11 protein-coding genes are annotated in these 12297 nt (G+C 71.2%); 6 read left to right on the forward strand and 5 right to left on the reverse strand.

All coding sequences use genetic code 11. The features are described from left to right. Positions 1–37 precede the first annotated feature (37 nt). Entirely contained in the window at positions 38–2308 is a 2271-nt protein-coding gene (locus tag ACZ7FF_RS21270) for a serine/threonine-protein kinase (RefSeq protein WP_470813802.1), read from the reverse strand. A gap of 119 nt (positions 2309–2427) precedes the next feature. Continuing rightward, positions 2428–3270, reverse strand: coding sequence for an oxygenase MpaB family protein (locus ACZ7FF_RS21275; RefSeq protein WP_470813803.1), 843 nt, complete (start codon positions 3268–3270; stop codon positions 2428–2430). Between the two features lie 390 nt (positions 3271–3660). Here ACZ7FF_RS21275 and ACZ7FF_RS21280 point away from each other — a divergent pair, with 390 nt between their 5' ends. Both ACZ7FF_RS21280 and ACZ7FF_RS21285 read left to right on the forward strand, forming a co-directional pair. Beyond that, the gene (locus ACZ7FF_RS21280; RefSeq protein WP_470813956.1) at positions 3661–3858 is read left to right on the forward strand and encodes an MBL fold metallo-hydrolase; all 198 of its coding nucleotides are present in this window, start codon (positions 3661–3663) and stop codon (positions 3856–3858) included. A 110-nt stretch (positions 3859–3968) separates the two neighbouring features. Further along, a complete protein-coding gene (locus ACZ7FF_RS21285) occupies positions 3969–4289 on the forward strand; it encodes a hypothetical protein (protein WP_470813804.1) in 321 nt (106 codons plus the stop codon). Between the two features lie 130 nt (positions 4290–4419). Here ACZ7FF_RS21285 and ACZ7FF_RS21290 read toward each other — a convergent pair whose 3' ends face one another. Beyond that, the gene (locus ACZ7FF_RS21290) at positions 4420–5139 is read right to left on the reverse strand and encodes a hypothetical protein (protein WP_470813805.1); all 720 of its coding nucleotides are present in this window, start codon (positions 5137–5139) and stop codon (positions 4420–4422) included. A gap of 386 nt (positions 5140–5525) precedes the next feature. Here ACZ7FF_RS21290 and ACZ7FF_RS21295 point away from each other — a divergent pair, with 386 nt between their 5' ends. After that, positions 5526–7877: a SpoIIE family protein phosphatase gene (locus tag ACZ7FF_RS21295; RefSeq protein ID WP_470813806.1), complete on the forward strand. Its 2352-nt coding sequence runs from the start codon at positions 5526–5528 to the stop codon at positions 7875–7877. Between the two features lie 62 nt (positions 7878–7939). Here the strand turns inward: ACZ7FF_RS21295 and ACZ7FF_RS21300 are convergent, their stop codons facing one another. Then, on the reverse strand, positions 7940–8512 hold the full coding sequence (locus tag ACZ7FF_RS21300) for a TetR/AcrR family transcriptional regulator (RefSeq protein WP_470813807.1): 573 nt from the start codon (positions 8510–8512) through the stop codon (positions 7940–7942). Positions 8513–8729: 217 nt separating this feature from the next. On the opposite strand from ACZ7FF_RS21300, the gene ACZ7FF_RS21305 reads away from it, so the two are divergent. The 3 genes from ACZ7FF_RS21305 (at position 8730) to ACZ7FF_RS21315 (ending at position 11658) form a co-directional block, all read left to right on the forward strand. Then, complete coding sequence (locus tag ACZ7FF_RS21305; RefSeq protein ID WP_470813808.1) at positions 8730–9746, forward strand: alcohol dehydrogenase catalytic domain-containing protein; 1017 nt, start codon at positions 8730–8732, stop codon at positions 9744–9746. 71 nt (positions 9747–9817) lie between these two features. Further along, complete coding sequence (locus tag ACZ7FF_RS21310) at positions 9818–10861, forward strand: SLAC1 family transporter (protein ID WP_470813809.1); 1044 nt, start codon at positions 9818–9820, stop codon at positions 10859–10861. A 125-nt stretch (positions 10862–10986) separates the two neighbouring features. Next, positions 10987–11658 carry an enoyl-CoA hydratase-related protein gene (locus ACZ7FF_RS21315; protein WP_470813810.1) on the forward strand — a complete coding sequence of 224 codons (672 nt, stop codon included), beginning with the start codon at positions 10987–10989 and terminating at the stop codon, positions 11656–11658. Positions 11659–11674: 16 nt separating this feature from the next. On the opposite strand, the gene ACZ7FF_RS21320 is transcribed toward ACZ7FF_RS21315, so the two are convergent. Next, positions 11675–12076: a hypothetical protein gene (locus ACZ7FF_RS21320; RefSeq protein ID WP_470813811.1), complete on the reverse strand. Its 402-nt coding sequence runs from the start codon at positions 12074–12076 to the stop codon at positions 11675–11677. Between the last annotated feature and the right edge of the window lie 221 nt (positions 12077–12297).

Here is a 12297-nt window from a genome sequence, read left to right on the forward strand (position 1 = left end):
GGAGATGGGCCCGGCCACCGTTCGGCCGGGTTCCTGGTCAGGGGCCCTCAGAGGCGCGCCGCTGGTGGTGGGCCGCGATCCTGCGGTACAGCTCGCCGGCCTCCGCGACGCGGCCGAGGCGCTCCAAGCAGTGGGCCTCATCGGTGCGGCTGGTGAGGGTGTCGGGGTGGCCGGACCCGAGGACGCGCTCGCGGGCCGCGGTGATCTGCCGGTACGCGACGAGGGCGTCCGTCCAGCGGCCCAGCCAGCCGAGGGCGACCGCGGCCTCGCGGTGGCTGACGAGCGTGTCGGGGTGGTCGGGGCCGAGGACCCGCGCCCGCAGCGCCCAGACCTCGCGGGCCTCGTCGAACGCCTCCTCCCAGCGGCCGAGCCGGCCGAGGTTGACGCCGAGGCCGTGCCGGGCGCGCAGGGTCTCGGGGTGGTCGGGGCCCTGGACGCGGGTGCGGTCGTCGATCAGGTCCCGGTAGACGCGCAGGGCGTCCGCGCCGCGGCCGAGGCGGCCGAGGCTGAGGGCGCTCTCGTAGCGGGCGGCGAGGGTGTCGGGATGGTCCGGGCCGAGGGTGCGGGCGCGGGCCGCGGCGACCTCGCGGTAGGTGCGCAGCGCCTCCTCCCAGTGGCCCGACCGGCCCAGCGCGTAGGCGACCTCGCAGCGGGAGGCCAGCGTGTCGGGGTGGTCCGGGCCGAGCACCCGGGCCCGGTCGGCGGCCACCTCCCGGGCCAGCCGGCGGGCGTCGTCCGGGCGGCCGAGCCGGCCGAGGCTGCAGGCGAGGTTGTGGCGGCAGCGCAGGGTGTCCGGGTCGTCGGGGCCGATGGCGCGCTCGCGTGCGGCCAGCACCGCGGTGTAGATCCGGTGCGCCTCGAAGTGCCGTCCCAGGCGGCCCAGCGCGTAGGCGGTCTCCTGCCGGGCGGCGAGGGTGTCGGGGTGGTCGGCTCCGAGCGTGCGGGCCCTGGCCTCGGCGATGTCCGTGTAGAGGGGCAGTGCCTCCGCCGCGCGGCCGGTGCGTACGAGGGTGAAGGCGGCCTCGTAGCGGCTGGCCAGCGTGTCGGGGTGGTCGGGTCCGAGCAGGGCGGCCCGCCCGGCGGCCACGGCCCGGTGCACCTCGCCGGCCTCCGCCCAGCGGCCGCTGCCGGCCAGCCGGACGCCCTCGCGGTGCCGCGCGGTCAGGGCGGCGAGGGTGCCCGCCGGGCCGGGGTGCACTGCCACCGCCGTGCCCGCGCGGGCCGGCCCGGTGGCCCATCGGTCCGTCAGCGCCGCGCCCGGGTCCGGGGGCAGTGCGTGCAGTCCGGCCGGCGCCACGCCCGTGGCCTTGTGACCGGTGGTCATGCCCTGGGTCCAGGCCGGCAGGCGGGTGCGGGGCGGCTCCGGGAACGCCGGTGCGCCTCCCACGACGGGCTCTCCACGCGCGGGGTACGCCGCCGTCGTCGCGCCGGGCGTACCGGCGGGGAGATGGGTGGTCGTGCTCCGCACCGACTGGAGCAGGCGCAGCAACTCCTCGGCGTCGCGCGGCCGTTCCTCGGGGCGCTTGGCCAGCAGGCCGAGGATGAGGCGGTCGAGGCGGGCCGGCAGTTCGGGGCGTCGTTCGCGCGGGGGCCGGGGCGGGGCGCCGCGGTGGCCGATGAGGATCGCCCAGGCGTCCGCCAGGTCGAACGGGGGCGCGCCGGTGGCTATTTCGTACAGCACGCAGCCCAGCGAGTACAGGTCGCTGCGCCGGTCGACGGCGTCGCCGCCGATCTGCTCCGGGGACATGTAGTGCGGGGTGCCGAGCGCGACCCCGGTGCCGGTGAGCCGGGCGGTGAAGCCGATGTCGTGGCCGAGGCGGGCGATGCCGAAGTCGCAGATCTTCACGGTGCCGTCGGTCAGCCGCACGATGTTGGCCGGTTTCAGGTCCCGGTGCACCACGCCCTGCTTGTGGGTGTAGGCGAGGGCGGCGGCGACCTGGCCGGCGATGTCGAGCACGTCGTCCACCGGCAGCGGACATCCCCCGTGGTCCGCCAGCAGCCGGCTCAGGTCACGGCCCTCCAACAGCTCCATGACCAGGTACGGGAGCCCGTCGGACTCGCCGAAGTCGTGCACGACGGTCACCCCGCGGTGGGAGAGCCCGGCGGCCACCCGGGCCTCCCGGCGGAACCGTTCCCGCAGCACACCGGAGAACGACGGATCGTGGTACGGCCCCTGCGGCCGGAGGCACTTGACCGCGACCCGCCGGCCCAGGGACTCGTCCCGGGCCCGCCACACCTCGCCCATCCCGCCCCGCCCGATCAGTTCGAGCAGCCGGTACCGGCCCTGGACCAGCCTGTTCTCCGCCATAGCGATACGCCGCCCCCGTCGCCGTCCGCCCCGCCCCTGGGTGGCTCGCCGCGCCGGCCCCGCCCGCACCCGGCCGGCCCGAACCGTGACGCACCCCCCTGCTCGTCCAGTATGGCGGTTTATCGTCCGAGTTTGTACGGTGCCGGGCGGGCGTCCGGACCGAGCCGCGCCATCGCCCGCAGGATGTGTTTGGGCGGCAGCTGCCAGCGCAGACGTGCGGGAACACGGCGCAGAAGGGCGCCCGTCATCCGCAGGCGGCGGGTCACGACGGCGGGCGCGGGGGCCGGTCTGCCGTACAACGCGTGGGCGTACGGCGGCAGAGCGGCGTACGCCAGATGCGCCACGCGCCGCCACAGCACCTCGCGCGCCGGGACGAGGAGGGCGTGCGTCGGCGGACGGAGCAGGAAGTCGTCCACCACCCGGGCCTCGGGTCCCGCGGCCAGTTCCGGCTGCACCCGCTCGAAGTAGGCGGCCAGCTCCGCCCGGTTCGCCGGTACGGCGCGCTCGTCGAGGCCCACCAGGCGGGCGCTGACGAGGTGTTCGGCTATGTACCGGTCGGCCTGGGCGTCGGTGAGCGGGAACCCGGAGCGGCGCAGGACGTGCAGATAGGAGTCGATCTCGGCACAGTGCACCCAGAGCAGCAGCGCGGGTTCGCCGACGCCGTACCGCTCGCCCGTGACCGGGTCGGTCGCGGTCAGCATGCCGTGGATCTTCCGGACGCGGGCGCCCGCGCGTTCGGCGGCGCCGGTGGTCCCGTACGTCGTCGTGCCGACGAAGTTCGCGGTGCGCATCAGCCGGCCCCACGCGTCGCGCCGGAAGTCGGAGTTCTGCAGGACGCCCCGGACCGCGCGGGGGTGCAGCGCCTGGAGGTAGAGCGCGCGGACGCCGGCCACCCACATCATGGGGTCGCCGTGCATCTGCCAGGTCACGGAGTCGGGGGTGAAGAGCCCGCGGTCGCCCATGCCCGCAGTGTGACTGGGCTCGTCAGTTGGCACAAGGCAACGCTCGTGACCTGCGCTGATGCCAACTGGCTCTACCGTCCGGAGGTACCGGATCAGCAAGATGGTTGGCACTTTGGTACAGCGCAGGTCACAAGGGGGGCGCCGTAGCTGGACATCCAAGGCGCGCAGCGATCTCGGCAACGGAGCCCCAGACCTGGGGCATGGGTTATCTCCGTACCTCCGTGAGCGAGGCTCGATCGAGCAGCACAGGGCCATTGGGATACACGACGCGTGGTGATCTGGCAGCCCATCGCCGACTGACGCGGATCTGGTCATCCTACGGTTGTGGCCGCCCCCGACTGGGCGACGTCGCGATGAACCTCGCGCTCGGAAAGCCGTCAGGACGCCGTACTGGTCGACCCGCCTCTCACCCGCGAACAGACCCAGAGGGTCGGCGACTGGATCGAACGGTCCGGCAAGCGCCTGGCCTACATCTACGCGACCCACGGGCACGGCGACCACTGGTTCGGCACCGCGGATCTCGTGAAGCGTCTACGCGACGCCGGGCACCATCGAGGTCATGCGCCGGCAGGCCACCAAGGGGCGTGAAGAACTGTGGGACAAGCAGTTCCCCGGTCTCATCCCCGACACCCCGGTCCTGGCCACACACCGACACCGACGAAACCTCCGTCCTGTACGTACCGTCCATCGGACTCGTCGTGGCCGGCGACGTCGCCTACGACGGCGTACACCAGTACATCCTCGAAGGCGGGAACGGGGGCCTGCAGGAATGGCTCAAGGCCCTCGACCGGGTCGCCGCGCTCGAGCCGAAGGCCGTCGTGGCGGGCCACAAGAACAAGGACCTTCCCGATGATCCCGCCATCCTGGAACAGACCCGGCAATACCTGCTCGACGCCATCCGACTGCTCGGCCAGAAACCTACGGCCCGCCAGTACTTCGACCAGATGATCGCGCTCCATCCGGACCGCCTGAACCCGGCCCCGGTGTGGTACGGGGCGGTCGGGCTCCTCGGAGAGTGACCTGCCGAGATCCTCACGGGAGCCTCAGCGCCCTGTTCTGGCTGGCCTGGGCGCCTGAGCCGACGGTTGAATGGGTGGGGAAGCGCGCAGCCGCCGGCCCCGCCCAGCACGCGCCGCGTACGGGCCGATGTCAGGTGAACCGAGCGTTGCTGATGTCGATGGAGACCATCGTCTGGTCCAGGATCGGGCGGTTGTCCGCAGCGCTTCGGTAGGCCCGACGCCTGGTGGGCAGACGAATCCCCTCCGCTTCCACCATGTCGTAGACGTACTGCGCTGCGGCGAACCCACCCGCGATGTCGACGTGATAGTCATGCCGACGCAGAAGGTGATCGGGGCCGAAGTAGAAGTCCTGCCGGGTGCTGTGGCTGGCGATGCCGGGCGGGAAGATCGCGCGCAGCCCGCGCCAGAGTTCGTCTCCTTCCCACCACGGTTCGATTTCGGTGACCGTGAAGCCGGGCATCACCAGCAGGAACGGCGTCGTGAGATACGTCCACAACGCGTATCCGTTGAAGTAGGCGCGGTCCAGCGGGTCCCAAGGGGTGCTCAGCTCGTGGCTTGCGAACGACTTCCGCGGTTGGTCGCGTTCGGCCACGACACAGCCGTCGATCTTCTCGATGCCGATGCGGTCGGCCGTGAAGTCGGTCCTCTGGTCGGGGGCGCCGAACGGCATCACGGCGGCGTGCTGCTCGTGCAGCCAGACGGTCATCTCCCGGGGGGTGGGGTCCTGCGGCATCCCCTTGATGACGAACATGTCGCCACCGCTGACGATGGTCGCGCGGACCATGGTGAGTGCGTTCCAGCGGTCGAGGCCGCCATGCGCATCGAGGACCTCCGCGAGCAACGTGTTCATGTCGGTCTCCTGCTCGGTCGCGCCAGGGGAGGCGGCCAAAGGGACGTCGATCGGGCGGCCCGGCGACGCAACCGCAGCCGCAGCCATGCGATCCGCGGTGACCCTCGCAGGCCGGGCGCATCTCTCATCGTTCACTGGTTCGTCGGCGTCACGCACCCCGGGCGCTGATCCTCGGGGCGCTGCAAGCCCGGGCGGAACTGTCGCGGACGGCAAGTATCCGCTGGTCAGACTCGCCCCCAGCGTTGGCGTGGCGGTTTATGCAAGTACACCGGCGGCTGTCGTAGGGGTTCTTTCGTACCGGCCAGCGTGCGCAGCCTCGAAAGGCGCCGATCAGCGGCGGCGCAGCCCCAGACAGCCGGGCAAGCTGGAAGGCGGAGGTGGTTCCCATGGCCGGTGAGACGCCCCTGATGGTCGTGGACGGCGAAGGTGTGGTCGTGCAGTGGAGCCACCAGGCGGAGGAGCTGTGGGGGCGCCCCGCGGGCGAGGTGGTAGGGCGTCCGGCAACAGACCTGGCCAGCCCTGTCCCCGCGCCAGGTGGTGGCTACCCGGAGCGCTGCAGCGATGGCAGCCATCGTGGTGTTTCAGAGGGCGCCGCCGGCGGGGGCCTGTGTGTGCGGCCGGTGCTGCGTGACGACGGTTCGGCTGCGTGGGGCGTCTTCCTGCCACCTGCGGACGGGTTGGTGCCCGGCATCGAGAGCGCGGTGCTCAAGGCGCTGTCCGCTCACATGGCAGCGGCTCTGTTCGTGGTGGACGAGGAGTTGCACGTCGTGTCGGCCAATGCGGCGGCGCAGGCCCTGTCCGGCGCGAGCACGCCGCAGATACGAGGACGCCCCCTCACCGATACGTGGCCCCTTACGTCACCCGGCGAACTGGAGAACATGCTGTGCCAGGCCATGGGAGACGGTGCGTCGGCAGTCGACCACGTCATGCGGACGGACCCGAAGAATGATTCCCAGCACACGCACAGCGTCTCGGTGCTTCCCCTGCGGGACGCACCGGGGGCAGTGGTCGTGGCGCACGACGTGACAGAGCAGGAGCAGGTACGCCGCGGAGCCCAGGCCCTGTATGCCGTCCAGGAGCGGGTGGGACAAACCCTGGATGTGGTGGTTACCTGCCAGGAATTGGTCCGCGCGCTGATCCCCGGGTTCGCCGATATCGCCGTGGTGGAAGTGGTGGAGCCTGTCGTGCGCGGAGAGGAACCACCGCTGAGCCCGCCAGGCCGGAATGTGCCGCTGCGTCGGGCCGCATTCGGGAACAGCGGCGGTGATCAGCAGGCCCGGGCGCATCCGGTGGGAGACGTCCGCGCGCTGCCGTTCCCGACCCCGTACGCGCAAACGCTGGCCGACCTCAAGCCGCGCACGATTGCCCTCAGCCCCGACACGCCCTGGCTGGCGGCCGATCCGGCGCGGGCCGAAGCGATCCACGCATCCGGCGCACGTTTCCTGCTCGTCGCACCGCTGACGCTGCGCGGAAAGGTGCTCGGGCTGCTGAGTCTCTACCGCACACAGCGATCCGGCGGATTCGACGAGAAGGAACTCGCCCTCACCCTGGAACTGGCCACGCACACCGCCCTGAGCATCGACAACGCCCGCCGCTACACGCGCGAGCACACCATCGCAGCGACATTGCAGCGCCATCTGCTGCCCCCGGCTCCTCCATCACAGACCGCGATCGAGACCGCCGACCTGTACGTGGCCGACGACCGGGGCGCGGGGGGCTGGTCCAACGCCTGCGCCCTGCCCGGCGCCCGTACGGCCCTGGTCGTCGGGGAAGTCGCCGGCCACGGCATCCACACCGCCGTCACCATGGGGCAGCTGCGGACCGCCATGCAGTCGCTCGCCGCCCTGGACCTGGAACCCGACGAACTCCTCGCCCGGCTCGACGACACCATGTCACGTCTCGCACGCGAGCGGAGGGCGCTGCCACTAGGCGACTTCCTGCGCGACGAGCCCCTCAGCGCGACGTGCCTGTGCGTTCTCTACGACCCGTTCACCCATACGTGCACCATCGCCTCAGCCGGACACCCGCCCCCCGTCGTCGCCGGCGCAGCTTCCGCCACCCGAGTGCTCGACCTGGCCGCCGGAGCCGCCCTCGGTAACGGAGGAGGCCCCCCGTACGCCGCCACCACACTCACTCTGGGCGATGGAGATGTGCTCGCCCTCTACACGGCCTCGCTGCTGTCTGCGGCACGGCCCGAGGACGGCACAAGCGACACGCAGCCGCTTCAGCGTTTGCTCGCCGACACCGACCGGCCCCTGCAGGACCTGTGCGACGACATCCTCTACCGACTCCGGACCGATGCTCTTCCCGGCGACGCCGTCCTTCTCCTCGCCCGCACCCGCCCCTTCCCCGCCGACCGCGTCGTCACCTGGCCGCTGGACGATGAGCCCACCGCTCCTGCCGTCGCGCGGCGCCACGCCCGGCGCCAACTAGCCAGCTGGGGCGTGGACGAGGACGCTGCCTACGACACCCAGGAAATCGTCAGCGAGCTGGTCACCAACGCCCTGCGGTACGGCGCGCCGCCCGTGCAACTGCGCCTCATCAACGACCGGACGCTCACCTGCGAGGTCCACGACTCCGGCATCTCCGCTCCGCGGCTGCGCCACGCACGGACGGTCGACGAAGGCGGCCGCGGCCTGTTCATCTGCGCCCAACTCGCACACAACTGGGGTATCCGCTACACCGACAACGGGAAGACGGTCTGGACCGAGCAAACCCTCCCGTCACAGCACCCGTAGCGCCCCTCCGACCAGGAATCGTGGGGCGACGCCTGCGAGTCCTCAGCGGACCCCAGCGGGGATCAGCGCAGAAGGACGTCGAAGACCATGCGGAAAAAGGCGTCCAAGGGAGCAGTGGACTTGTCCGCCCGGGCAGCGATCAATGTGCCCTCCCAGGCGCTGAGGATGAACAGCGCGGCAGCCTCGACATCGAGAGCGGCCTTCAGCTCTCCTGCCTCCTCGGCTTCGGTCAGCACTTGCCGGATGCGCGTGGCCCACCGCTGGAAGCCGCCCTGGACCGCGGAGCGGATCTCCTCGGAGTGGTCCCCTACCTCGGCGCCGAGGTTGCCGACCAGACATCCGCGGGCGAAGCCGCTGTCGACCGTGTCCGTGCCCAGGAACTCGAAGTGCGCCCGGAGCCGCTCCAGCGCTGGGCGCCCTGGGGTGTCGAGCATGTCGAACCGCAACCCGGCGGCGTAGCGCCTCAGTGCCTCGAGGGCGCTCTCCTCCTTGCTGGCGAAGTGGTTGTAGAACGAGCCCTTCGGAGCCCCCGCCGCCGAGGTGATGTCGCTGATACCCGTGGCATTGAAGCCCCGCGTACGGAACTGCTCCAGGGCTGCCTTCGCGATCTCCTCGCGCTTGGACGCGCGTGCCATCCTCACCACCACCTCGAAGGTCAATATGTCCGGTCGCCTTGCCTTGGGTCAAACCCGGACCATCAGGGAAAGCAGCGCCGTCCACGACCGCACAGGGCCTGCTTTCGGCTGTGGGCAGCGCTTGACGAATTTTAAAGTGACCGGTCATATTGAAGTCCCCGTCCCCAAGCCCTCGGCCCTCCCCGTGCCGGCAGAGGCAGCACCGAGGAGATGCGTCATGTCCACGTACCGAGCATTCGAGGCCACCGGCGCCCACCAGCTCCGGCTCGTCGAGCGGGAGCTGGTCGAGCCGGAGCCCGGGCACGTCCGCCTCCGGGTGGAGGCGTGCGGCGTCTGCCACTCCGACGTGCTGGCCGTGGAGGGACTGCGCCCCGACCCGTCCCATCCAGTGGTTCCCGGCCACGAGATCGTCGGCGTGATCGATGCCGTGGGCGCGGGTGTCACCGCCTGGAGGCCCGGCGACCGCGTCGGCGTCGGCTTCCTGAACGGACACTGCGGGGAGTGTGAGCCCTGCCGCCGCGGCGACTTCGTCAACTGCCTGAACCAGGAACAGACCGGCACCACCATCGACGGCGGATACGCGGAGGTGACGTACGCCCGCGCGAGCGGACTGGTGCGCATCCCCGACGGCATGCCGGCCGTCGAGGCGGCTCCGCTGCTGTGTGCCGGGCTGACCACCCTCACTGCACTCCAGCAGGCCCCTGCCCGCGCGGGCGCGCTGGTCGCCGTGCAGGGGATCGGCGGGCTGGGGCACCTGGCCCTGCAATACGCCCGCGGCCTCGGACACCGTGTGGTCGCCATCGCCCGCGGCCAGGAGAAGGAGGCTCTCGCCAGGGAGCTTGGTGCCGGCGAGTACATCGACAGCACCGGCACCGACCCCGGCACGGCGCTGGCCGACCTGGGCGGCGCATCGGTCATAGTCGCCACCGCGTCCAGCGGAACGTCGATGAACCCCCTGGTCCGAGGACTCGCCCCGGGCGGCACGCTGGTGGTGGTCGGCGCCGCCCCCGACCCGCTGACGGTCGCCACAGCCGACCTGATCTTCGGTACGCGTCGCATCGTCGGCAGCCTGACCGGGTCGTCGATCCAGAACGAGGACAACCTCGCCTTCAGCCTCGCCCACGGCATCCGCCCCTCCACCGAGACCATGCCTTTCACTCACGCGATGGACGCCTACGAGCGGATGCTCTCGGGCAAGGCCCGCTTCCGGGTCGTCCTGGACATGGCCGCCTGACCACGCCGCGACCCGCACCGCCAGGCAGACGGTCCGGCCCGCGCCCTAGGCATTCCCCTCGAGGTTCCCCCATGACCGACATGGTCGACACGACAGAGCACACCAGCACGCGCCCGCACGACGGCGGGCCCGCGCGTCCAGCCGCCGACATGGCCTCCGACAACAGCGGCCGCCACGCGGCCCGCGCGGCCCGGATCGGGCTGTTGTCCATCTCCCTCGGCACCGCCGGCCTCGGCGGAGCCTGGCAGGCGGCGGCGACAACCTTCCCGCCCGCTCTGCAGGTCAGCGACGCGCTGTTCTCCGTCAGCGGTCTCATCTGGCTGGTTTTGCTGGCCCAGTACCTGCGCCATGGCGGGTCCGAGTGGCGCAATGTGCGCCACGACCTGAGCCATCCCGGCCAGGGCTTCGCCCTTGGGTACGTCCCCATCATCGGCATGCTGATCGCCGGCCACTTCTCCCGGTTCGACCTGACCGGGGCACGCTCGGCCTACGCGGTGTTCCTCACCGTGGCCGCCCTGATCGCCGCACGCCTGCTCGCCCACTGGCTCACGGGCGCCCTGAGCAGTGCCACTCTGCACCCGGGCTACCTGCTGCCCGTCTCCTCCGCCCCCTTTGTCGCCAGCGCCATGGCCTCCACGCTCAGACTCCCCGGCGTCGCCGACGCGGCCTTCGCGGTGGGGCTGCTGTACTGGCTCGCCTTCGGCACCGTCATCCTCGGCAGCCTCGTCACCAACGGCCCCCTGCCCGGGCCTGCCCGCCCCGCACTCACTGTCCTGACCATTCCCCCCGCGACGGGCGGAATCGCCTGGACCGCTGCTCACAAGGGCGTCTTCGATGCCGTCGGCTACGGCTTCGCCGGGGCCCTGCTCTTCACCGTCCTCCTCGTCGCCTTCCTCCTCCCCGAGCTGCGCCAGCCCGCGTTCCATCCGGGCCTGTGGATCTTCAGCTTTCCCATAGCAGCGAGCACCAACTTCACCATCCGCTGGATACACGGATCCGCACTTCCCGGTGGGCCGGCCCTCACCGGGATCCTCCTTGCCGGTGCGAGCATCGCGCTGGGCCTACTGGCCGCGGCCACCCTGCACCACCGGGCCAGGAGAGCACGTCCGATCTGACTTCCGCCGCGGCGGCGGGGAGACGCATCCCAAACGCCCCGCAGCGCCGAACGGCGGCCCAGCGGACCCCGACTCCCCGCGGCCCACATGCCCTGCCCCACCGATACATCTCCAGAGGAGCCATCGTGCCCACACTCGACCGCCAGGACGCCGTCTTCGTTCTCGACCTCGGTGACGGTGAGAACCGCTTCCACCCCGACTGGATCGCCTCGGTCAACGCGGCCCTGGACGAAGTGGAGAAAGCGGAAGGTCCCCGCGCCCTGGTGACCGCTGCGACCGGGAAGTTCTTCTCCAACGGTCTCGATCTCGAATGGCTCGCCGCGCACAGCGACGAGCACCGGGACTACGTCACTTCCGTCCACGGACTGTTCGCACGGCTCCTGTCCCTCCCGCTGATCACCGTCGCCGCGCTGCAGGGACACACGTTCGCCGCCGGAGCGATGTTCTCCCTGGCCCATGACTTCCGGCTCATGCGCGCCGACCGAGGCTTCTGGTGCCTGCCCGAGGCAGACATCAACATCCCGTTCACCCCAGGCATGTCCGCCCTCATCCAGTCACGGCTGACCCCGCAAACAGCTCACCATGCCATGGTCTCCGCCCGTCGTTTCGGCGGCCAGGAAGCAGCCGCCGCCGGAATCGTCGATCAGGCCGCGGACGAGGCCACCCTGCGCACCGCCGCCCTCGAACTCGCTCAGGCTCACGCGAACAAGGCCGGCGACAGCCTCGGAACCATCAAGACGCGCATGTACGCCCCTGTTCTCACCATGCTCCGCGACACGACCAGCCCGCTGGGCTGACGCCGCGCCGGGGCAGTCATCGGCCGGAACGGGGCACACGGATCCACACCCCTTGCCGGCCGATGATCGCCACCGTACGGATGCCCCGCGGCAAGGCAGCCGACTTGCAGTTCTGCAACGCCGATGTCATCACCACCTGACGCCGGGCCGCCGTGTTCCAGCGCCGCTCGGTGCCGTCTTGCCGCACCCCCGCCGCATGGCCGCTCTGGCCGCCGGCCATGAAGTCACGGCCACCGCACGTGATCCGCACGCCCTCGACGACCTTGTGGCCGCCCACGGCAACCGGATCCGCGCGGCACGGCTCGACGTCACCGACGCCGACGCGGCCGAGCGCGTCGTCGCGGACACCGTCGCCGCGTTCGGCAGACTCGACGTCGCGGGGTCGGGCCCGCTTCTCTTCGAAGCGCTCTGCGTGCACTCGCCTCCCAGTTGGTCTGGTCATGTGCCGCGATGGCTTCCCAGGACAGCACGACCGCGGACTTGAGCTTCCAGTAACTGCCGTCCGGGAAACCACTCTGCGGAGTGTCAGGCATGTTCGGCGCAGGAGTGAGACGCCCCTCTTGGCACGAAGAGGTCTCCGGCCATCAGACCTGTCGACGCCGATGATTCCCGGCCCGTGCGGGAGTCTGTCTTTCGACA

It is taken from the genome of Streptomyces sp. NPDC037126, assembly GCF_055605965.1.

What these genes read in the sequence shown, in the direction of transcription:
- ACZ7FF_RS21305 (WP_470813808.1), top strand. Translation starts at nt 8,730, where the DNA reads ATGTCCACGTACCGAGCATTCGAGGCCACCGGCGCCCACCAGCTCCGG.
- ACZ7FF_RS21310 (WP_470813809.1), top strand. Translation starts at nt 9,818, where the DNA reads ATGACCGACATGGTCGACACGACAGAGCACACCAGCACGCGCCCGCAC.
- ACZ7FF_RS21270 (WP_470813802.1), bottom strand. Translation starts at nt 2,308, where the DNA reads ATGGCGGAGAACAGGCTGGTCCAGGGCCGGTACCGGCTGCTCGAACTG.
- ACZ7FF_RS21295 (WP_470813806.1), top strand. Translation starts at nt 5,526, where the DNA reads ATGGCCGGTGAGACGCCCCTGATGGTCGTGGACGGCGAAGGTGTGGTC.
- ACZ7FF_RS21290 (WP_470813805.1), bottom strand. Translation starts at nt 5,139, where the DNA reads ATGAACACGTTGCTCGCGGAGGTCCTCGATGCGCATGGCGGCCTCGAC.
- ACZ7FF_RS21275 (WP_470813803.1), bottom strand. Translation starts at nt 3,270, where the DNA reads ATGGGCGACCGCGGGCTCTTCACCCCCGACTCCGTGACCTGGCAGATG.
- ACZ7FF_RS21300 (WP_470813807.1), bottom strand. Translation starts at nt 8,512, where the DNA reads ATGGCACGCGCGTCCAAGCGCGAGGAGATCGCGAAGGCAGCCCTGGAG.